The organism is Micromonospora sp. LHW51205 (assembly GCF_003315815.1).
GTDB classification, from domain to species: Bacteria; Actinomycetota; Actinomycetes; order Mycobacteriales; family Micromonosporaceae; genus Micromonospora; species Micromonospora chalcea.
Genome location: NZ_QMEZ01000003.1, coordinates 403,064 through 423,561, shown reverse-complemented (window position 1 = coordinate 423,561; position 20,498 = coordinate 403,064). Strand labels below are relative to the sequence as shown.

Genomic DNA, 20,498 nt, shown 5'->3' with positions numbered 1-20,498 from the left:
GTCACCTTTCTTCTCGTGGTTCGTCAGTGGCTCCCGGCGCGTCGACCGGGTGCCGTGTCAGGGTCAGCCGGGACGTCTCGACGACGCGGTCGCCGTCGCAGACGACCTCGACCGGCGCCGGATGGCCGAGGAAGGCCAGCAGGCTCGCCGAGAGCCCGTACGCCCCGACGTTCGGCACGGCGAGCACGTCGCCGGGCCGTACGTCGGGCAGGCTCGCGGCTCGGGCCCAGGTGTCCAGCGGCGTGCACAGCGGCCCGGCGACGATCGCGGCCTCCAGTGGCGCGCCGTCGCGGTCGTCAGCGGCGTGCAGGGCGGGCACGAGCGGCGGCAGCCGGCGCAGGCCGGACATCCCGCCGAGGTGGTTGATGCCGGACTCCAGCACCACCACCGGCGTGCCCTGCGACCGCTTGACGTCCAGCACCCGGGTCAGCAGCGTGCCGGCGGTGGCGGTGAGGAACCGTCCCGACTCGAAGGCCACCGTGGGCGCGCCGTCGCGCCAGCCGGGGAAGAGCCCGTCCAGGGCCGGGCCGACCCGGTCGGCGAGGCCGGTCAGGTCCGCGTTGTGGCCGGGCCGGGCGAACGGCGCGCCGAAGCCGCCGCCGAGGTCGAGCAGGTTCAGGTCGATGCCGAGCAGGTCCCGCAACCGCCGGGCGGTACGCGCCGCGGCGGTGAACTGGGACACCAGCGCGTCCACCGAGTCGACGTTGCTGCCGGTGTAGAGGTGGAACCCGCGTACCGGGGCCGACGGGCGGGAGCGGAACCGGTGCGGTTCCCGCTCGATCCAGTCGGCGTCGGCGCCGAACTGGGACGCGACGCCGGTCATGGTGAGCCCCTGACCCGGGTTGGGCACCCGGTCGTTGACCCGCAGCAGGCAGCGCAGTTCGACGCCGTGCGCGGCGGCGATCCGGTCGGCCTGGTCCAGACCCTCGGGCGAGTCGACGGAGAACCAGCGGACACCGGCGCGTACCGCCTCGGTCACCTCGGCGTCGCGCTTGCCCGGTCCGGTGTAGAGCATGCGCTCGCCCGGCACGCCGGCCCGCAGCGCCGCGGCCAGCTCGCCCGGCGAGCAGATCTCCGCGTCGCAGCCGGCGGTGTGCAGCGCCGCCACCAGTGCCGGGTGCGGGTTGGCCTTGAGCGAGTAGAACAGCCGGCTCGGCGCGGGCAGCGCGGCGACCAGGGCGGCGTGGCTGGCGCGTACCCGGGCCAGGTCGTAGCGGTAGGCCGGGGTGTCGAAGGGCAGGTCAGCCATCGTGCTCACCCGCCAGCCGGGCCAGCGCCCGCCGGTCCACCTTGCCGTTGCCGGTGAGCGGCAGGTCGGGCAGCACGACGCAGCGCGCCGGCACCTTCATCTCCTCCAGCTGCTCCCGCAGCCGGCGCAGCACGTCGGCGGGGGTGAGCGCGGCCACCACGAACAGCGTCGCGCCGTCGTGGCCGTCGGCCGGCGGCAGCACCCCGGCCGCGGCCACGCCGTCGACCCGGTACGCCGCGGCCTCCACCTCGGTGGCGCTGACCCGGGTGCCCTTCTCCTTGTAGACGTCGTCGCGCCGGCCGGCGAAGTGGACGTACCCGTCGTCGTCCACGTGGCCGTGGTCGCCGGTGTGCAGCTGCGGGAAGAGCCCGTGTACGCGGCGGAACCGCTGGGCGGTCAGCTCGGGCCGCCGCCAGTAGCCGGCCATCACGTGCGGGCCGCGTACCACCAGCTCGCCGGGAACGCCCGGTGGTTGACGCCGCCCCTCGGCGTCCACTGTGAAGATCTCGGTGCCGGGTAGCGCCCGCCCGCAGGCGCCGGGCCGGCGCAGGTCGGCGTCCGGCGGCATGATCGCCGCGCGTTTGCACTCGGTGAGGCCGAACATGAGCTGGACGCTCAGGCCGGGCAGCAGCCGGCGCAGGCCGGCCAGCACCTCCGGGGGCATGGCGGCGCCGGTGTTTGTGAGCAGGCGCAGCGGCGGGCGCGGCGCGCCCGCCCGGCCGAGCAGCCGCAGCAGGTTGATCGCCAGCGACGGCACGCAGGGCAGCACCGTGGCGCCGGACTCGACCAGGCTCACCAGCAGGCGGCCACCGGTCTCCGCGCTGTCGCCCAGGCGCAGCCGGGCGCCGGCGACGGTGCTGAGGAAGATCTGGTAGAGGCCGTAGTCGAACGACGGCGGCAGCAGGACGTGCACCACGTCGTCGGGCCGGTAGCGCAGCTCCGACTGGATCGCCCGGACGGCGAACGTGACCTGGGCGTGCGTGGAGACCACGGCCTTCGGCATGCCGGTGCTGCCGGAGGTGTAGATCAGGCAGACCGGGTCGACGGCCAGCGGGCCCGGCCCGGCCGGCGCGTCGCCGCCGGCCGCGCCGGATGCCGCGCGCCGCAGCGCGGCGGCCCCTCGCGCCGGGACGCCACGGGCGAGGCACAGGCCGGTGAGCACCCGGTCGTCGGTGAGGACCAGGACCGGTTCGGCGTCGTCCAGCACGTGGGCGAGGGCGACCTCGGGGGCCGGCGTCCGGAGAACGACGAAGACCGCGCCGGTACGGGCGACCGCGTACAGCAGCGCCGGCAGCGTCGCGTCGGCGGGCAGCGCCACCAGCACCCGGTCGCCGCGCCGGACGCCCTGCCCGCGCAGCCAGCCGGCCAGGCGCAGACTGTCGGCCCGCACCTGACGGTACGTGCGCTCGACGGCCCCGTCGCCGGCGGCGGGCGCGTCGGGGCGCGCGCCGGCGGTGCGGTCCAGCAGGTCGTGCAGCAGTTCGGCACTCATCGGGCACCTCCGGTGGCGGCGCCGAACATGGCGCACAGGGAGCCGACGTCGCGCAGGTCGGCCGCGGAGAGCGCGGTGGCCGGAACCTCGACGCCGAGCCGCCGCTCGACCCGGTCGATGACGTCCACCAGCCGGAACGAGTCGAAGCCGGGAAGCTCCCGGAGCACGTCGGTGGTGCGCAGCGTCGAGCCGTCCAGGTCCAGGGTTTCGCCGAGCGCGCCGAGCACCGCGGCGCGTACGCCCTCCCCACCTGCCGGGTCCGGCGCGGGCCGCACGGCGTCGTGGCCGGGCGTGGCGGCCGGTTCGGCGATCGACTCCAGCGCGGCGAGATGGTCGGAGATCAGCTCGCCGAGCGCGTCCGCCAGTTCCGGCGCGGCCGGCCGGCCCGCCTGGGCCCGTCGCAGCGCCACGTAGCTGCGCGTGGCGAGCTGCTGCCAGCGCGCGGCCTGCCCGGCCAGCGCGGCGGCGGCCTCCGGCGCGACCGCCGCGAGCCAGCGCTCGTGCAGGTCGCGGGCGCGGGCCAACAGCCAGACGTCGAGCACGAAGCGGTGCAGCCCGGCCACCGTGTCCAGGGCGGCGCCGGTGCGGTCCAGGTAGCGGGCGATCTCCGGGCGGGCCCGGCGAGCCCGGGCGGCGTTGCCGGCGAGCATGGCGGGCACGTCGATCGCCGGCGCCGGGTGCGCCGTCACCGCCAGCGTGTGCGCGCCGCCGGCCAGCGCCGCGTCGAACGCGGCGATGGGCAGCCGCCACACGCCGGGCCGCGCGGGGCCCCAGGCGGTGTCGTTGTGGTACGCGTCGACCACTGTGACCTGATCCGGCCCGGCCTCGGTGGCGAGGAAGCTGTGCCGCATGTGCTCGTGCCCGTGGTAGGGACACCACGGCAGGTCGTACGCGTCGGCGGTGACGTAGAGCGGCTGGCCGGGCGCGCACAGCCGGCGGACCTGCGGGCCGTCGAGCTGCATCCACCGGCCCTCGACGCGCAGGCCCAGCAGGTCGACCGCTTCGGCGGCCCGGTCGTCCGAGGTCGCCTCGACGGAGATCAGAGCGTCCTGATCCCGGGTGCGGAACCCGTACCGGGCGCCGAGGGCGAGATGGCTGCCGGACCCGTTCGCGTAGTCGGCGAGCAGAGCGAAGCTCGTCTGGAGACAGTCCAGCGCGGTCGCGTGCAGACCGGTCAGGATCGGCGTCCACACCGGATCCGTGCTCGGCCGGTCCGGCGCGTTCGGGACGTGTGGGGACATGGGAGGCTCCTCGATGCGGATACGTGGGGCGGGGCCGCCGGCGCGGGAGTCGCCGCGCCGGCGGCCGGTACGAAGGTCAGCTGTCGCCGCGGCCGTCCAGCCCGTTGGCCCAGCTGGCGAGCGCCTGCGCCTGCTCGGCCAGCGCGTGCTCGTCGGTGCCGATCGGGTCCTTGAAGAAGAACCCCAGCTCCTCGATCGGGCCGACGTGCCCGGCGCGGTGCGCCGCGGCGGTCAGCCGGGCCAGGTCGAGCACCAGCGGGGCGGCCAGCGTGGAGTCCACCCCGCTCCAGGTGAGCTGCATGGACATCCGGACGCCGAGGAAGCCCTCGAACGAGACGTGGTCCCAGGCGGTCTTGTGGTCGCCGAGGTCCGGCACGTTGTCGATGTGCAGCGGGGCGGTGACGTCCTCACCGAGCAGCGCGGGCAGCACGCCCGACTTCGAGCTGAGCTTGCTGCGGGCGTTGCGCGGGTCCTCCAGCGTCGCCCCGTCACCGCCGCCGAGCAGGTTCACCCCGGCCCAGGAGAGCACGTGCAGGGCGCGGCTGGTGAACATCGGCGCCAGGGCGGTACGCAGCAGCGTCTCCCCAGTCTTGCCGTCGGAGCCGGCGAACGGCACCCGCTCCCGCTGCGCCAGCATCTCCAGCGCGGGCAGCCGGGCGCCGGTGGACGGGGTGAAGTCGACGAAACCGCAGCCGGCCCGGAACGCCGCGTACGCGACCACCGAGCTGGCCGGCAGCGCCTTGTCGTCCGGGTCGGCCAGGGCGCGGGTCAGCGCGTCCAGGTCGTCGTGCTCGGGCCGGTGGTCGGCCGGCGGCTCGGTGGAGGACACGTTGATGACGACGACCCGGGACAGCCCGTGGCGGGCGCGGAACTCCTCGATGTCGCCGGCCAGCCGGTCGACCACCTCGGCCAGCGGTCCGGTCTCGGTACGCGCGTCGTAGCCGGTGCGCAGGTTCTGCTCGACCTCGGGCAGGCTGCCCCGCACGGCGGCCAGCACCGGCGCCGGGATGACACCGGAGTCGACGAGCGACTCGGCCTTCTTCTCCAGCGGCGTGTCGACGATGTCGTGCCCGCCGACCACCAGGTCGGTCCAGCTCACCAGCGGCGCGTCGCGCAGCATGCCGGTGTCGGTGACGCAGCCGGTCGAGTCGGCCATGCCGGCGCGCAGCGCCAGCAGACCGGTGATCGCCGTGGTGGCGACCGAACCGCGGGCGCCGTTGAGCCACACGCCGACGGGTGCGTCCGTTTCGGGGGACGGGGCGTGCGAGGTCTCGCGTTGGGTGACGGTCACGGGAAGACTCCTTCTCTGGGTGCGCCGGGACGGCGCGGTTCAGCGGGTGAGCACCTTGGTGACGGCGGCGGCGATGTCCTCCATGTCCTGTTCGGTGCCGAGGAAGGTGCTGTGGTGTGTCTGGACGGTGTGTGCGGCGAACCACTCGGTGTTGGGGTACGTGCGCTCCCGGTGGATCGCCGCGAAGCGTTCGGCCAGCGGCGCGAGCAGCGGCTTCGTCCACGGCTGCAGCAGGCGGCTGCGGTGCAGCGGCTCGTCGGTGCAGTAGAACCGCCGGCCCAGCTCGGCGGTGAGCGCGGCGGCCACGGCGGCGTTGTCCAGGCCGGCCGGCAGCTCGTCGAAGACGATCGTGCCCTCGTAGATCGAGATGCGGGTCTGCCCCGGCGCCGGTTGCAGCAGCCGTACGCCGTCGACACCGTCCAGCAGGTCGCCGAGCAGCCGGTAGTTGTGGTTGCGCACGTCGTGCTGGCCGTCCAGGACGGCCAGTTGCGCGCAGGCCACGGCGGCGGAGAACTCGCTCAGGCAGAAGTTGGCGCCCTGCACACCGGCGCTCTCCTCCAGGTCCAGTTCGCCGGCCGGCGTCCGGTCGCCCCGGTAGCGGCGCGAATCGGCCCGCAGCTCCTCGAGCACCGGCGCGAGCGTGTCGTCGTCGGTGACCACGGCCCCGCCCTCACCGCAGGTGAGGACCTTGCCGTGCTGGAAGCTGAAGCAGCCGAGCCGGCCGAGCGAGCCGGCCTGGCGGCCCTGCCAGGTGGCGCCGTGGGCCTGCGCGCAGTCCTCCACGACGGAGATGCCGCGCGGCCGGGTGACCGCGTCGAGCGCCGGCACGTCGGCCATGTTGGAGGCCCAGTGCACGGCGACCACGGCCCGCGGGTCCACGGACAGGTCGAGGTCGTCCGGCCCGACGCAGCCGGTGTCCCGGTCGACGTCGACGAGCACCGGGACCAGGCCGGCGCGCAGCGCGGCGGTCGCGGAGGCGGTCCAGGTCAGCGCCGGTACGAGCACCGTCTCGCCGTAGCCGAGGCCGAGTGACTCCAGGGCCACCACCAGGGCACTGGACCCGTGGTCGACCGGCACGCAGTGGCGGGTGCCGACGTAGCGGGCGAAGTCGGCGGCGAAACGTCGCTCGAACAGGACGGTGTCGCCGACGGACGGGCTGCTGATCGCCCACCGGCCGCCGGTCAGCACCGCGGACAGGTTGGCGGCGGCATCCGGCGCGGGGGTCGGCCAGCGTGGCCATGGGCGGTCCGGCGGGCGGACCGGCCGGCCGCCGTCCACGGCGAGCCGCCGGTCGATGGGGATGGAGGTCGTCATGCCTTCGACCTTGATGGCCATCGATACATCAGCGGTACATGTGCGATGGCTGCAACGGCCGGCGCTGTGTATCGGCGCTGTACCCCGGTGGTCGAACCTCGGGGCATGAGCCGATCCGCATCGCCCGTGGGCGAACCGACCGAACCCCGCGCCGTCACGCGCGGCGTCTCCGTGGTCATCCCGGTCAAGGACCGGGTGGCGGAGATGCGCCGCCAGCTCCGCAGTCTGCGCGACGCCGCCCCGAACTGCCCCGAGCCGGTGGAGGTGGTGGTCGTCGACGACTCGGCGCCCGCCGCGGCCGCCGCCCACCGGGCGGCCTGCGCCGAGTACGGCGCCCGCTACGTACGCGGGCCCCGGCACGTCGGGGCCAAACGGAACCTGGGCGTCCGGCACGCCCGCCACGACCTGGTGCTGTTCACCGACTCCGACTGCCGGGTGCCGGCCGACCTGATCACCCGGTACGCGGCCCGGCTGCGCGCCTCCGGCGAGGAGGTCGCCGGCGTCACCGGCCCGGTGATCGTCGAGCCCGGCGACAGCGCGTTCTTCCGCGTGATGCGCCGCTCCTACCTGCTGCTCGGCGACCTGACCCGGCCGCTGCACTACGAGCGCGTGTCCTGGGGCGCCGGCGCGAACATGGCCGTCAAGCGCGCCGTCTTCGAGGCGGTCGGCGGGTTCCCGGAGGACTCCCCGATGCCGCTGGGCGGGGAGGACCTGCACCTCGGGCTGCTCCTCACCGACGCCGGCTACGTGCTGCTCACCGACCCGGACGGCGTGGTCACCCACGACACCGGCGTCGCCGACACCTTCCGCGCGGTCGCCTACCGGTTCACCACGTACGGGCGCTCCGAGCAGTGGCTCTGTCTGGCCCACCCGCACCGGCGCCGGTTCGTGCTCAACACCGCCAGCACGCTCGCCGTGACCGCGCTGGCCGGGCTGCTGACCGCCCGGCGCAGCGGGGGACGCAGCCTGCTCGCGGTGCCGGCCGTCGCGGCCGCCGTGATCGCCGCGAAGACGCCCGGCCGGCTCGGCGGCGACCGGGGACCGCGCGCGGTGGCCGAGTCGGCGGCCTGCGCGGCGATCGAGACGCTCTTCGACGGGGCCGCGTTCGTCACCTCGCTGCGGCTCGGCCGTCCCGACCTGCTCTTCACCGGCTTCCGCGCGCCGGACGAGGCGGACTACCAGCCGGACGAGACGGACCACCGGCAGATCGCGCCGGTGGCCACGCCGCCGGTGGCGGCCTGACGGGGGGAGTGGCAGTGCCGACGACGTACCCGCTGGCCCCCGGCCAGCAGATGATGTGGGAGTTCATGACCGCGCTCGACCCGGCCCGTCCCGGCGCCTCACGGCTCGTGGTGGTGGAGTTCCGCCGGTTGCGCGGCACGCTGCGGGTCGACGTGCTGCGGCAGGCGATGCAGGACGTGGTGGACCGGCACGACGCGCTGCGGATGCGGTTCGACCGCATCGGCGTGCAGCCCGAGGTGCGGATCCTGCCGCACGTGGAGTCGCCGCTGGAGTACGTCGACCTGTCCGGACTGCCGCCGGCCGAGCAGCAGGCCCGCGTCGAGCAGATCGCGTACGCGCACCGCAACGACGCGTTCGACCCCGGCCGGGCGCCGCTGTGGCGGGCCGCGCTGGTCCGGCTCTCCGCGACCGAGCACGTGCTCGCGCTCTGCTTCTTCCACATGGTCTCCGACGGCTGGTCGTGCCGCGTCGTGGTGGAGGACCTGTGCCACGCGTACGCGGCCCGGCTCGGCGCGGCCGACCCGCAGCCGCCGCTGGGCGTGGACCCGGCCGCGCTCGCCGCGCTCCAGGAGGCGGAGCAGTCCGGCAACGGCGTCGACGCCGCCGCCCGGGCCGCGTACTGGCGGGACCGGCTGCGGCCGGTGGAGCCGTACCAGCTCTTCCCGGCGTCGCCGCCGGCGCCGGACGTCGCGCTCAGCGCCGAGGTGGCCACCCGCTTCGCGTTCCCGCCCGAGATCACCGCGCGGCTGCGCCCGGCCGCACGGCGGGCCCGCACCAGCCCGTACGTGCTGCTGCTCGCCGCGTACCTGGTGCTGCTGTCGCGGCGGGCGGGCCGGTCCCGGGTGGTGCTGGGCACCACCACGCTGGGCCGGGAGAGCCCGCTGTCCCGGCAGCTCGTCGGGCAGTTCACCAACAACGTCTACCTGCCGGTCGACGTTGCGCCGGACGCGCCGATGAGCGCTGTGGTCGGCGCCGCGCACGCCTCGCTGGCCGGGGCCGTCGCGCACGCCACCGCGTACCACCGGCTGGCCCGGGCGGTCCGTCCCGGCTTCGCGGCGATCCGCCCCTGGCCGGACAACCACCTGTTCGACGCCTGGTTCCAGTCCGCCGCGTCGGCGTCGCCGGTGCTGCACTACCCGGATCTGCGGGTGGAGCCGGTCGACATCACCGCCCGGGCCGCGCCCGGCACCCCGCCGCCGGTGGTCGCCGCCGACGTGCCGCCCGAATGTCTGCCCGTCTGGGTCAAGCGGGGTTCACCGATCGTCGTGGTGGACGACGACCGGGCCGGCGGCGTGGTGATCCGCAACCGGGGTGTCTTCGGCGACGACCTGGTACGCGGGCTGATCGACGACTACGTCGCGGTGGTCTCGGCGCTCGTCACCGACCCCGGCACCACACCGGAACGGGTACGCCTTCCTGACGGTGCGTGCTTCCTCGACCACGCGATCGGGTAGGAGTTCCGACGGACCGATCCCAGAGAGGTACGACGACCATGACGGACACCTCGACGAACCAGCACACGACGGAGCAGCCCGCGCCGCCGGTGCCCCGCTCGGCCGTACGGGCCCGCTGGTCGGTGGCGCTGCTCTTCGTCATCATGGGCCTGGCCATCGGCGGGTGGTCGGCCCGCGTGCCGGAGGTGCGGGACGCGGTAGGGGTCGGCAACACCGGCTGGGGCCTGGCGAACATCGCCACGAACGCGGGGGAGCTGGTCTCCCTGGTCGTGGTGGCGGTGCTGATCAGCCGGATCAACACCCGCCGGCTGGCGCTGGCCGGGGCCGCGCTGATCCTGCTCAACGCGCCGCTGCTGGCCGCGTCCACCACTGTGGTGGCGCTGGTCGGCGGCCTCGCGGTCTGGGGCTTCGCGGCGAACCTGCTGGCCACGCCGATGAACGCCCAGTCGGTCGAGGTGCAGAAGCGGTACGGGCGGCCCATCCTGTCCACGTTCCACGCGGGCTTCAGCATCGGCATGCTGGTCGGCGGCCTCTGCGGCACCGGGGCCGCGGCGATCGGGATGTCGCCGTCGGCGCAGATGGCCGTCACCAGTGTCCTGCTGGGCGCGCTGCTGATCGCCACGCACCGCTGGCTGCCCGACACGCCCCGCCAGGAGACCAAGGACGGCGAGGCGCGGCGCCGGCTGCGTGACCGGTTCACCCCGCAACTGCTGCTGCTCGCGGTGATCGCCTTCCTCGCCTCGTTCATCGAGATGGCCGGCGCCCAGTGGAGCGCGCTGTACGCGACCGAGGTGGCCGGCGCCACGGCGGTGCTCGCCGCGGCCACGTACACCTGTCTCTCGCTGGCCGCGACCGTCGCCCGGCTGTTCGGCGACCGGCTGGCCGGCCGGGTCGGGCGGATCCGCTTCGTCCGGCTGTCCGCGCTGGTCGCGACAGCCGGCGTGGCGCTGCCGGTGGCGTACCCCCATCCGGCGGCGGTGATGGCCGGGTTCGGACTGCTCGGGTTCGGCCTGGCGTGCGTGACCCCGACGGTGCTCGGCTTCGCCGGTGAGCAGCCGGGCCTCACGTCCGGCGAGGGCGTCTCCGTGGTGGCGATGGGCCAGTGGCCGGGCGCGCTGCTCGCGGCGCCGGTGATCGGCCTGCTCGCCGGCGCGCTGGACCTGCGTACCGCGTTCGTGGTGGTGGCCGTGCTGGCGCTCGCCGTGGTGGCGTTGATCGGGCGGGTGCGGGCGGCGGCGCTGCCCGGCGAGAGCCCGGCCCCGCCCCGGCCGTGACGGCCGGGGCGGGGGCGGCGGTCAGAAGTCGTCGTCGAACGTGACGCTGCCGGTCACGCCGACCTGGTACGCCGACACCCGCCGCTCGAAGAAGTTGGACAGCTCCTGCACGTCCTGCAACTCCATGAACGCGAACGGGTTGGCGCTGCCGTACATCGGGGCGATGCCGAGCACCGCCAGGCGCCGGTCGGCCACGTGCTGGAGGTACTCGCGCATGTCCGCCAGCGACATCCCCGGCACGCCCTGGCCCAGCAGGTCCGCGGCGAAGCTCACCTCGCACTCCACCGCCTCGGCCAGCATCTCCTTCACCTGCTTCTCCATCTCGGCGTCGAACAGGTCCGGTTCCTCGGCGCGTACGGTCTCCACCACGTCGAACGCGAACGCCATGTGCATCGACTCGTCCCGGAACACCCAGTTGGTGCCGGAGGCCAGCCCGTTGAGCAGGCCCCGGGACCGCAGGAAGTAGACGTAGGCGAACGCGCCGTAGAAGAACAGGCCCTCGATGCACGCGGCGAAGCAGATCAGGTTGAGCAGGAACGCCCGCCGGTCGTCGCGGGTCCGCAGCTCGCGCAGCTCGAAGATGGAGTCGATCCACCGGAAGCAGAACTCGGCCTTGCGGGCGATCGACGGGATGTTCTCCACCGCGGCGAACGCGGCGAAGCGCTCCTTCTCGTCCGGCACGTACGTGTCGAGCAGGTTCAGGTAGAACTGGACGTGCACCGCCTCCTCGAACAGCTGCCGGGACAGGTAGAGCCGGCCCTCGGGCGAGTTGACGTGCTGGTAGAGGTTGAGCACCAGGTTGTTGGCGACGATCGTGTCGCCGGTGGCGAAGAACGCCACCAGCCGCGACACCAGGTGCCGTTCGGCGGGGGACAGCTTCGCCAGGTCGGCGAGGTCCGAGTGCAGGTCCACCTCCTCGACCGTCCAGGTGTTCCTGATCGCGTCCTTGAACCGGTCGAAGAAGCGCGGGTAGCGCATCGGCCGCAGGGTCAGGTCCATGCCGGGGTCGAGCAGCATGTGCCGGGTCGGTGCGGTGGTGGTCACTGGCATGCCTCGCAGCTCTCGGGGTTCTCCAGGGAACAGGCCAGCGCCTCGTCGTCGCTCACGGCGGAGACCACGCCGGGCACCGGGGCGGGCACCGGGGCGACGGTGGCCTGCTGGATGCGGGTGGCGGGACGGGAACGCAGGTAGTAGGTGGTCTTCAGCCCGGCCTTCCAGGCGTACAGGTACATCGAGGACAGCTTGCCGATGGTCGGCGCGCTCAGGAACAGGTTCAGCGACTGGGACTGGTCGACGAACGGCGCCCGCGCGGCGGCCAGGTCGATCAGCGCCCGCTGCGGCAGCTCCCAGGCGGTGCGGAACAGCTCCCGCACCGGCGCGGGCAGCTCGGTGATGTCCTGCACCGAGCCCTCGGCCCGCTTGATCCGGTCGCGGACCTGCGGCGTCCACAGCCCGCGCGCCTTCAGCTCCCGCACCAGGTACGTGTTGACCTGGAGGAACTCCCCGGACATCGTCTCGCGCTTGAACAGGTTGGACACCTGCGGCTCGACGCACTCGTAGCAGCCGGCGATGGAGGCGATGGTGGCGGTCGGTGCGATCGCCACCAGCAGCGAGTTGCGCAGCCCGCCTGCGGCGATCCGCTCACGCAGCGCCGCCCACCGTCCGGCCTGCGCCGGCTCCGCGCCCCACAGGTCCGGGTGCAGGTCACCCTTCGCGGCCCGGGTCTGCGGGTACGCCGGATGCGGCCCGAACCGCTCGGCCAGCCCGGCGGAGGTCTCCAGCGCGGTCAGCAAAATCTCCTCCTGCACGCGGGTGGACAGCTCCTTCGCCTCGGGGGAGTCGAACGGCAGGCGCAGCGTGAAGAACGCGTCCTGCAACCCCATCAGGCCGAGCCCGACCGGCCGCCAGCGCGGGTTCGACGCAGCCGCCTGCTCGGCCGGGTAGTAGTTGATGTCGATCACCCGGTCGAGGAACACCACAGCGGTGCGGACCGTGGCGCGCAGCCGCTCCCAGTCCACCCCGTCGGCGGTGACGTGGGCACCGAGGTTCACCGAGCCGAGGTTGCACACCGCCGTCTCGGCGTCGTCGTTCACCTCCAGGATCTCGGTGCACAGGTTGGACAGGTGGATCACGTTGCCCGGCTCACCGGTCTGGTTGGACAGCCGGTTCGCGGCGTCCTTGAACGTCATCCAGCCGTTGCCGGTCTGCGCGAGCGTGCGCATCATCCGCCCGTACAGGTCCCGGGCCCGTACCGTGCGGACCGCGTTCTTCTCCGCCGCCCGGTACGCGGCGTCGAACGCCTCCCCGTACAGGTCGGGCAGCTCCGGGGCGTCCGACGGATCGACGAGCGACCACTCGCCGTCGGCCTCGACCCGGCGCATGAACTCGTCCGGGATCCAGTTGGCCAGGTTGAGGTTGTGCGTACGCCGGGACTCCTCGCCGGTGTTGTCCCGCAGCTCCAGGAACTCCTCCACGTCCGGGTGCCACGGCTCCAGGTAGACGCAGGCCGCGCCCTTGCGCCGGCCACCCTGGTTGACCGCGGCCACCCCGGCGTCGAGCGTCTTGAGGAACGGCACGATGCCGTTGGACCGGCCGTTCGTGCCCCGGATCAGCGCGCCCCGGCCGCGCACCCGCGACCAGGCGATGCCGATGCCGCCGGAGAACTTCGACAGCTTCGCCACCTGGTGGTAGCGCTCGTAGATCGAGTCCAGCTCGTCGCGCGGCGAGTCGACCAGGAAGCACGACGACATCTGGGTGTGCCGGGTGCCGGAGTTGAACAGCGTGGGGGAGCTGGGCAGATAGGCCAGGCTGGACATCAGCCGGTAGAAGCCGACCGCCTCGCCCGGGGTGCGGGACAGTCCGCAGGCCACCCGCAGCAGCCAGTACTGCGGCGTCTCCACCACCAGCCGCGACTGCGGGTGCCGCAGCAGGTAGCGGTCCGCGACAGTGCGCAGTCCGAAGTACTCGAACCGCCTGTCGCCGTCCGGGTCCACGGCGTCGTCGAGCTTGCGCGCGTGCCGGGCGACGAACGCGGCCGTCTCGTCGCCGATCAGCCCCAGCCCGTGCGCGTACGCGATCGACTGGCTGAAGCTCGCCACGCCCTGACCGCGGACCTCCTTGTCCACGTACGCGGCCAGCAGCCTTGCCGCCAGCTTCGAGTACTGCGGCTCCTCGCCGATCAGCTCCGCCGCGGTCTGGATCGACAGCCGGTCCAGCTCGGCGGTGGTCGCCCCGTCGTAGAGCCCGCTGATCGTCTTGGTGGCCACCCGCAGCGGGTCCACCTCGTCCAGGTCGGCGACCCAGCGTTCGACCGCCCGGACGATCTTGCCGACGTCCACCGGCTCGGTGTCGCCGTCCCGTTTGCGTACCCGCATCGCCGGCCGGCGGGCCTCGGACCCGCCGCCGGTGGCTGGCGGGCTTTCCTGCACGACAGTCATGACCTCTCCTCGCTGTCACCGTCTGGAGACGGCGGGAGACGCCAACGGGCACGGCGCGGCCGGCCCGGCTGCTGGCGTCGGTCGTCCCGCGCGACCTCCGGCCGCCGTACGCGGAGGCGCACGGCGCGCTGGCAGGTCTTCGGACTCGCGGGCCCGACCGGGGTCGCCGGTCGCCTACCGGCCGTCGCTTCCCAGGCCGGTGGCCCAGTGCTGTTGACGGCTGTCGTTCCCACTCACCGCTGCGGGGCAGTCCCGGATTTCCACCGGGTTCCCTCTTGCCTCGGCCCCGCCCCGGAGGGCTCGGCCGAACCAGCTGCGGCACCACCATATATGGCGGTGGGGGCGGTTGGGCAACACCAGATGTCGTGTCGGGCGTGTCGCATGGATCTCACTGTCCACAGTGCCTACCCCCGATGCCGGCGCTCGCCGCCGGGCGCGATACTCGGCGTATGGGGAATACCGGACGCCGCTGGGCGTGGGTGGCGGTCCTGCTCGTCGGCGTCGGGCTTCACCTGCTGGTGCTGGAGACACTGTCCGGCACCGGCACCGTCACGTTCGTACCAGCGCTGATCGTGCTCGGCGCGTGCGTCGCGCCCGCCACGTTCCTGGCCTTCGCCCAGGGGCGGCCGGCCCGCCGCCCGGTCCCCGGCTCCGTCGTCGGCGTCGCCGCGCTCCTCGGCGGCGTGGTCGGCGTGGTCGCCGCCGGCTGGCTGGAGTACGGCACGCTGCACCGCCTCGGCGTCCTGCCGATGGCGCTCGTCGGCCTGGCCGAGGAGACCGCGAAGCTGATCGTGCCGGCCGGCATCCTGCTGCTGTGGCGGCGGCACCGGTCACCGGCGCAGGGCCTGGTGATCGGCGTGGCCTCCGGCGCCGGGTTCGCCGCACTGGAGACCATGGGGTACGCGTTCGCCGCGTTCGTCGGGTCGGAGGGCAACCTCGGCGCCGTCGAGCGGACGCTGCTGGTTCGCGGTCTCACCGCGCCCGCCGCGCACCTGGCCTGGACCGGGCTGACCGCCGCCGCGTTGTTCACGTTCGCCGCCGCGCCCGGCGGCCGGAGACTGGCGGCGTTCCTGCTCACCTTCGCCGCCGCCGTCACGCTGCACACCTGCTGGGACACGTTCGGCACGCAGCCCGCGTACGTGTTCATCGGCGGTGTGTCGCTGGGCTGGGTGCTGCTGCGCCTGCACCTGGACCGCGAGCGGCCCGCCGCCCCGCCCCGGGCGCCGGAGCGTGATCCTCACCAGCTCGCCGAGGTGGCGGGGTCGGAGCCCTCCTGATGCCGCCATCTCGGCGAGCTGGAGTCGAGCAAGCGTCAGCCGGCGGCCAGCCGGACACCGAGCGCGACGAAGGCGACAGCGCAGAGCCGGTCGACCCGCCGCGACCAGCGGCTGTCGCCCCAGCGGCGGGCGAACCGCCCGGCGCCCAAGCCGAGAGCCAGGTCCACGGTGAGCTGCACCGCGACGAACAGCGCGCCGAGCAGCACCAGCTGTGCCGCCACCGGGCCCGCGTCGGGCCGGACGAACTGCGGCAGGAACGCCACGCTGAACAGGATCATCTTCGGGTTGAGCAGGTTCGTGAGCAGCCCGCGCCGGAACGCCCGCCCGGCGCCGCCGCCGTCCGCCCCGTCCGCCGCGACGCCGGGCCGGCCCGTGCCGCGCAGCGCCCGCAGGCCCAGCACGATCAGGTACGCCGCACCGGCCCACCGGATCGCGGTGAACAGCACCGGGGACGCGGCGATCACGGTGGCGAGTCCGGCCACCACGGCGGCGACGTGCACCGCCTCCCCGGCCGCGACCCCGAGCGCCGCCACCGCCCCGGCCCGCGCGCCGTACCGGGTGGCGTTGGCGAGCACGAACATCATGTCCGGCCCGGGGGTGAGCATGAGCACCACGATCGCGGCCAGGTATCCCGCGAGCGTGGCCGCCGACAGTCCGAGCACGCCTCAGCCCTCCTCGGCGCCGTCGAGCAGCGCCCGGCGCAGCGCCAGCCGGTGTTCGCGCCGGATCTGCGCCTCCCGGTAGCGCCGCCGGTCACCGTCGGTGCCGGGCAGCAGCGGCGGCACCGGCCGGGGCTGGCCCTCGTCGTCCACGGCCACCATCACCAGGTGCGCGGTCGCCACGTCCACCGGCGGCACCGCGCGGTCCCAGCGGTCCGCGCTGACCTTCACGGCCACCTCCATCGAGCTGCGGCCGGCCCAGGTGATCCGGGCGTCCACGTGCACCACGTCACCGACGCGGACAGCGCGCAGGAAGGCCGTCTCGTCGATGGCGGCGGTGACGGCCGGTCCGTCGGAGTGGCGGGCGGCGACCACCCCGGCGACCGAGTCGATCAGGTTGAGGATCCGGCCGCCGTGCACCGTGCCCATCAGGTTGGTGTGGTGCTGGTCCATGATCTGCGACAGGGTCAGGTGCGACGCCGACGGTGGTCGGCCGGTGAGGGTGATGGCATCGGTCACGGTGCGGTTCCGTCCTCGCAGAAGCGGACCGCCGACCGGACGGGGGAGTTGCACGTCGAGGCACGCCGACGGCTCCCGCCCGGCGTGTCACCCGCCCGACCCACCCGCGAGGTCGACGGCAGCGCGCACCGGTGGTACGCGCGACGCGGGCAGGTCTTCGGACTCGCGGGCCCGACCGGGGTCGCCGGTCGCCTACCGGCCGTCGCTTCCCAGGCCGGTGGCCCAGTGCTGTTGACGGCTGTCGTTCCCACTCACCGCTGCGGGGCAGTCCCGGACTTCCACCGGGTTCCCTCTTACGACACCCGGCCGTCGCCGACCGGGTGAACCAGCGCTCCCGGCAGCCTAACCCAGCCCCGACCCGCCCTCGCCGCGACCCGCGTTCCGCCCTTCGGCGCACTGCCCCCGGCCGTCCCACAGGCGCGCAGGCTCCGGCACACCCGGTGCCGCCCCGCATGCGCCGTCCGCATGGCGGGACGTCTCTCCCGCTCATCAGGAAGCCGGGCGGACCCGCGTCAGCGGGCGACGGGTCAGGAGGCGCGGCGGCGTCGAAGCAGTAGCGCGGTCACGCCGGCTGCCGCCACCGCGGCGACCGCTCCGCCGACCAGCAGGCCCACCGGCAGACCTTCGTCGGCGTCGGCCGAAGCGTCGGCGCTCGCCGGAGAGGCGTCCGCGCCTGCCGCAGCGCCCGCCGAGACGTCCGCGGAGGCGGCCGGCGAGGGAGTGGCCGGTGACGGGGTGGCCGCCGGGGGAGCGGCCGGGTCGGCGACGGTGAAGCGGTACGAGCCCTGGACCGGGTGGCCGTCGCGCGAGACCACGCGGTAGGCGACGGTGTAGGTGCCGTTGGCCAGCGGCTCCTCGATCGTCACCGTGCCCGTCGCGCCGTCCACGGCGGGCGCGCTCGCGGGCACCTGACGGTCGGTGGAGTCGCGCAGCGTGATGGTGGTGAAGGCCGGGTTGAGTCGCTGCAGGAACCGCAGCGTCACCTGCGTCGGCGCGGTGGTGAGCCGGGCGTCGCGGGCCGGCGTGGCCTCCTGCAGCGAGTTGTGCGCCGCCGCGGGCGTGGCCGGGACCAGCAGCAGCGCCGTGGTGAACAGCGCGGCGAGGAGTGCGGAGACGGTACGGGTACGCATGACGCGCCTTCCTGGTCGTGGTCAGCGTCGTGGTCAGCCGAGCAGTTGCTGGCCGATCCAGCCGCCCTCGGGGCAGCCGGGCGGTACGGCGAACACGGCGGAGCCGATCGGGGTGGTCCACTCGTTGAGCAGGTCCCGTTCGGCCAGCCGCCGCTGGATGGGCAGGAACTGCCGGGCGATGTCGGCCTGGTACGCGGCGAAGACGAGCCCGCTGTCCGCGTGTCCCTCGGCGGTCGGCGCGCCGTCGTAGTTGTAGGGCCGGCGCAGGATCTTCTGCCGGTCGTCGGTGACGCGGGCCCGGGTCAGGTGCGAGAAGTCCGGGATCACGGTGAGCCCGTCCGGTCCGAGCGCGGCGAAGTCGGGCTCGTCGTGCTCCGCCTCGCCGGTCAGCGGCGCGCCGGTGTCGAGGCGCCGGCCCACCGCGAGTTCCCGGTCGGCGCGGCCGAGCAGGTCCCACGTCTCCAGGTTCATGCTGATCCGGCGCACCACCAGGGTGGTGGAGTCGCGGAGCCAGTCCGGCCCGTCGGTCACCCAGACGGCGGTGTCCGCCGACACGCCGGGCTTCGGGTTGGCGGTGCCGTCGAGCTGGCCGAACAGGTTGCGCTGGGTGCGTCCGGGCTCGGCGCCGGCGGCCCGGCGGAAGCCCTGCTGCACCCAGCGGACGGTGGCGAACGGGCGGCTGTCCTTGGTCAGGACCCGTTGGGCGTGCGCGACGGTGAGCGGGTCGTCGGCGCAGATCTGCAGCAGCAGGTCGCCGCCGGACCAGCGGGGCTGCAACCGGTCGATCCGGAACGCCGGCAGGTCGGCCACCGACGTGGGGCGGCGGTCGTCGAGCCCGGCGGCGGCGTAGAGCCCGGGGCCGAAGCCGAACGTGACTGTCAGCCGGGCCGGCAGCAGGCCCAGTTCCGGCTCGGTGTCGGCCAGCGCCGGGCGACCCTGGGTGAGCCGGGCGGCGTCGTCGGAGAGCAGTCGCAGCATCCGCCCGAGCGCGGCCCGGTCTGTGTCCGGGCGCAGCGTGAACGCGACGAACGCGGCGTGCGCCTGGGGCTCGGTGGTGACACCGGACTGGCGCGCGCCGTGGAACGGCTCGACAGCGCTGCCGACCTGGGCCACCGGGACGGCGTCGTCGGGGCGTACCCCGTGGGAACGGAGGGCGGCGAGGGCACCCGCGCCGGCCAGCGCGCCCCCGGCGGCCGCCGCGCCGCCGGTGAGCAGGCCGCGCCGGCTGACCCGGCGCGCGGGCGCGCCGGTTCCGGTCATGACGCGGGGCTCGCGCCGTGTCCGGGCGCGTACGTCTCCTGGGCGCCGGTGAACGGCTTGGCCACCGCGGTGAACGTCTGGGTGCGCCCGTCGGCGAAGGTGAGCGTGACGTCGAGCTGGTCGCCGGGGCGCACCGGGCGGGTCAGGTCCATCAGCATGAGATGGTCGCCGCCGGGCTCCAGCGCGGCCTGGGCTCCGGCGGCGACCACGACGCCGCCCTGCTTCTGCCGCATCGCCATCTTCCCGTCGGTCATGGCCATCTCGTGGATCTCGGCCCGGGACACGTCGGTGGTCACCCCGGTGATCGTGACGTCGGCGTCGCCGTCGTTGACGAGCGTGGCGAACGCGGCGGTCATGCCCTTGTCGGCGGCCTTCACCCACGGGTCGCGGATCGTCAGCACACCCGCCGTTGCGCTCGCCGGGGCCGAGGCGGGCGCCGACGCCGACGGCGCGGTTGTGGGCGTGGCGTCGGCGGAGCCGCAGGCGGCGACGGACGCGGCCAGGACGGCGGCGCCGATCAGGGCCGCCGTGCGTGGGAAGCGTCGGCTGGTGGTGCTGGGCATGCGGTCGTCCCCTCGAAGATCCGGTGTTCGTACCGTTGGTCGGGGCGGCGCCGCGGATAGTTCCGGCCCGGGGAGTCGGTCGCGTCACATGCCGGCCGGGCTCACCGCGACCGGGGACCGGGGAGCGCCCGGAAGGCATAATGGTTCCGGGTGTCACGTGGCGCGCCGGGCGCGGCCGTGGCCGGAGAGGGCGCCCGGACGAGGGAGGCGGACGGTGACGGCGACGACCGGGGCGACCCGCAACACCCGGCAGCGCGCCGAGGTGCTGGCGCTGCTGCGGGAGCTGGACGGCTTCCACAGCGCGCAGCAGTTGCACCAGATGCTCGTGCAGCGGCAGGCGAAGGTGGGTCTGACCACCGTCTACCGGACGTTGCAGCTGCTCGTCGACAACGGCGAGATCGACTCGGCGCGGCTGCCCGGCGGCGAGCACCTCTACCGGCGGTGCAGCCAGAGCCGCCATCACCACCACCTGGTCTGCCGCCGCTGCGGCCGTGCGGTGGAGGTGGCCGGCCCGGCCGTGGAGCGGTGGGCCGACCAGGTCGCCGCGCAGCACGGTTTCACCGACGTCGGGCACACCCTGGAGATCTTCGGCACCTGCGACCGCTGCGCCGCCTGAGCCACCGCCGCGGGCGGGCGGTGACCCGCCCGCGCCGGACCGCCGGTCAGCAGTTGCGCAGCGCCGGTGACTGGTTCAGCAACTGGCCGCGGCTGGAGGTGAACCGGCGGTACGCCTCGGAGCCGGCCGCGCCGGGGCGGAAGGCTGCCACCCGGTGGCAGTTCTGGAACGCCAGCGTGATCCCGAAGTGCCGCTCCAGCCCGGCGCGGATCGCGTCGCTGGCCATCGCGCGCAGCAGTTGCCCGCGCTCGGCGTCGCCGGGCGGCGGCACGACGTTGTCGGCGAACTCGGCGTCGGTCGCGGCCAGGTCGGCGGCGACCCGGCTGACCGTCTCCCAGGCGTACGGCAGGGAGTCGCGGACACAGGCGACGAACGCCTCCTCGTCGACGGGACCGGTCTCGGCGGCGTGCAGCAGGGCGGGCGGAACGGTGAGCGACATGGGTCCTCCGGCAGCTCTAACGAACACGGTTTCCATTACCA

The 20,498-nt window shown here is 74.4% G+C and carries 18 protein-coding genes and 2 riboswitches; of the genes, 5 read left to right on the top strand and 13 right to left on the bottom strand.

The features are described 5' to 3' along the window. Position 1 precedes the first annotated feature (1 nt). From DQE82_RS14250 to DQE82_RS14230, 5 genes are all read right to left on the bottom strand, one after another. Entirely contained in the window at positions 2 to 1,249 is a 1,248-nt protein-coding gene (locus DQE82_RS14250; RefSeq protein WP_113973102.1) for a type III PLP-dependent enzyme, read from the bottom strand. Then, positions 1,242 to 2,741, bottom strand: coding sequence for a class I adenylate-forming enzyme family protein (locus DQE82_RS14245; RefSeq protein ID WP_113972932.1), 1,500 nt, complete (start codon positions 2,739 to 2,741; stop codon positions 1,242 to 1,244). Before DQE82_RS14245 ends, DQE82_RS14250 begins: the two co-directional genes overlap by 8 nt. Then, complete coding sequence (locus tag DQE82_RS14240) at positions 2,738 to 3,982, bottom strand: acyl carrier protein (protein WP_113972931.1); 1,245 nt, start codon at positions 3,980 to 3,982, stop codon at positions 2,738 to 2,740. The genes DQE82_RS14245 and DQE82_RS14240 overlap by 4 nt, the downstream gene beginning before the upstream one ends. A 76-nt stretch (positions 3,983 to 4,058) precedes the next feature. Then, positions 4,059 to 5,273: an inositol-3-phosphate synthase gene (locus tag DQE82_RS14235; RefSeq protein ID WP_051610915.1), complete on the bottom strand. Its 1,215-nt coding sequence runs from the start codon at positions 5,271 to 5,273 to the stop codon at positions 4,059 to 4,061. A gap of 39 nt (positions 5,274 to 5,312) precedes the next feature. After that, the gene (locus DQE82_RS14230) at positions 5,313 to 6,587 is read right to left on the bottom strand and encodes a DegT/DnrJ/EryC1/StrS family aminotransferase (RefSeq protein ID WP_233514667.1); all 1,275 of its coding nucleotides are present in this window, start codon (positions 6,585 to 6,587) and stop codon (positions 5,313 to 5,315) included. 105 nt (positions 6,588 to 6,692) lie between these two features. On the opposite strand from DQE82_RS14230, the gene DQE82_RS14225 reads away from it, so the two are divergent. Genes DQE82_RS14225 through DQE82_RS14215 form a run of 3 tightly spaced genes read left to right on the top strand, consistent with a single transcriptional unit; the run spans position 6,693 to position 10,557 of the window. After that, positions 6,693 to 7,829, top strand: coding sequence for a glycosyltransferase (locus tag DQE82_RS14225; protein ID WP_233514666.1), 1,137 nt, complete (start codon positions 6,693 to 6,695; stop codon positions 7,827 to 7,829). Positions 7,830 to 7,843: 14 nt separating this feature from the next. Further along, complete coding sequence (locus tag DQE82_RS14220) at positions 7,844 to 9,283, top strand: condensation domain-containing protein (RefSeq protein WP_113972929.1); 1,440 nt, start codon at positions 7,844 to 7,846, stop codon at positions 9,281 to 9,283. Between the two features lie 38 nt (positions 9,284 to 9,321). Beyond that, the gene (locus DQE82_RS14215; protein ID WP_064445650.1) at positions 9,322 to 10,557 is read left to right on the top strand and encodes an MFS transporter; all 1,236 of its coding nucleotides are present in this window, start codon (positions 9,322 to 9,324) and stop codon (positions 10,555 to 10,557) included. A 21-nt stretch (positions 10,558 to 10,578) separates the two neighbouring features. On the opposite strand, the gene DQE82_RS14210 is transcribed toward DQE82_RS14215, so the two are convergent. Further along, on the bottom strand, positions 10,579 to 11,607 hold the full coding sequence (locus DQE82_RS14210) for a ribonucleotide-diphosphate reductase subunit beta (protein WP_043323372.1): 1,029 nt from the start codon (positions 11,605 to 11,607) through the stop codon (positions 10,579 to 10,581). Further along, positions 11,598 to 13,994, bottom strand: a complete 2,397-nt coding sequence (locus DQE82_RS14205; protein ID WP_069088465.1) for a ribonucleoside-diphosphate reductase subunit alpha — start codon at positions 13,992 to 13,994, stop codon at positions 11,598 to 11,600. The genes DQE82_RS14210 and DQE82_RS14205 overlap by 10 nt, the downstream gene beginning before the upstream one ends. A 112-nt stretch (positions 13,995 to 14,106) precedes the next feature. Next, positions 14,107 to 14,323: riboswitch (cobalamin riboswitch) on the bottom strand. Positions 14,324 to 14,443: 120 nt separating this feature from the next. Here DQE82_RS14205 and DQE82_RS14200 point away from each other — a divergent pair. Beyond that, a complete protein-coding gene (locus tag DQE82_RS14200) occupies positions 14,444 to 15,271 on the top strand; it encodes a PrsW family glutamic-type intramembrane protease (RefSeq protein WP_043323375.1) in 828 nt (275 codons plus the stop codon). 35 nt (positions 15,272 to 15,306) lie between these two features. Here the strand turns inward: DQE82_RS14200 and DQE82_RS14195 are convergent, their stop codons facing one another. From DQE82_RS14195 to DQE82_RS14175, 5 genes are all read right to left on the bottom strand, one after another. Next, positions 15,307 to 15,933 carry a LysE family translocator gene (locus DQE82_RS14195; protein ID WP_113972928.1) on the bottom strand — a complete coding sequence of 209 codons (627 nt, stop codon included), beginning with the start codon at positions 15,931 to 15,933 and terminating at the stop codon, positions 15,307 to 15,309. Positions 15,934 to 15,936: 3 nt separating this feature from the next. Continuing rightward, positions 15,937 to 16,449, bottom strand: a complete 513-nt coding sequence (locus tag DQE82_RS14190) for an acyl-CoA thioesterase (protein ID WP_030499185.1) — start codon at positions 16,447 to 16,449, stop codon at positions 15,937 to 15,939. A 130-nt stretch (positions 16,450 to 16,579) separates the two neighbouring features. Continuing rightward, positions 16,580 to 16,781: riboswitch (cobalamin riboswitch) on the bottom strand. 195 nt (positions 16,782 to 16,976) lie between these two features. Further along, a complete protein-coding gene (locus tag DQE82_RS14185) occupies positions 16,977 to 17,579 on the bottom strand; it encodes a copper resistance CopC family protein (RefSeq protein WP_113972927.1) in 603 nt (200 codons plus the stop codon). Positions 17,580 to 17,612: 33 nt separating this feature from the next. Further along, a complete protein-coding gene (locus DQE82_RS14180) occupies positions 17,613 to 18,839 on the bottom strand; it encodes a Dyp-type peroxidase (protein WP_104113446.1) in 1,227 nt (408 codons plus the stop codon). Further along, positions 18,836 to 19,402, bottom strand: a complete 567-nt coding sequence (locus DQE82_RS14175) for a copper chaperone PCu(A)C (protein ID WP_113972926.1) — start codon at positions 19,400 to 19,402, stop codon at positions 18,836 to 18,838. The genes DQE82_RS14180 and DQE82_RS14175 overlap by 4 nt, the downstream gene beginning before the upstream one ends. A 214-nt stretch (positions 19,403 to 19,616) precedes the next feature. Here DQE82_RS14175 and DQE82_RS14170 point away from each other — a divergent pair, with 214 nt between their 5' ends. Next, on the top strand, positions 19,617 to 20,018 hold the full coding sequence (locus tag DQE82_RS14170) for a Fur family transcriptional regulator (protein WP_043323380.1): 402 nt from the start codon (positions 19,617 to 19,619) through the stop codon (positions 20,016 to 20,018). A gap of 46 nt (positions 20,019 to 20,064) precedes the next feature. On the opposite strand, the gene DQE82_RS14165 is transcribed toward DQE82_RS14170, so the two are convergent. Then, on the bottom strand, positions 20,065 to 20,457 hold the full coding sequence (locus DQE82_RS14165) for an SCO5389 family protein (protein ID WP_043323383.1): 393 nt from the start codon (positions 20,455 to 20,457) through the stop codon (positions 20,065 to 20,067). Positions 20,458 to 20,498: the final 41 nt, after the last annotated feature.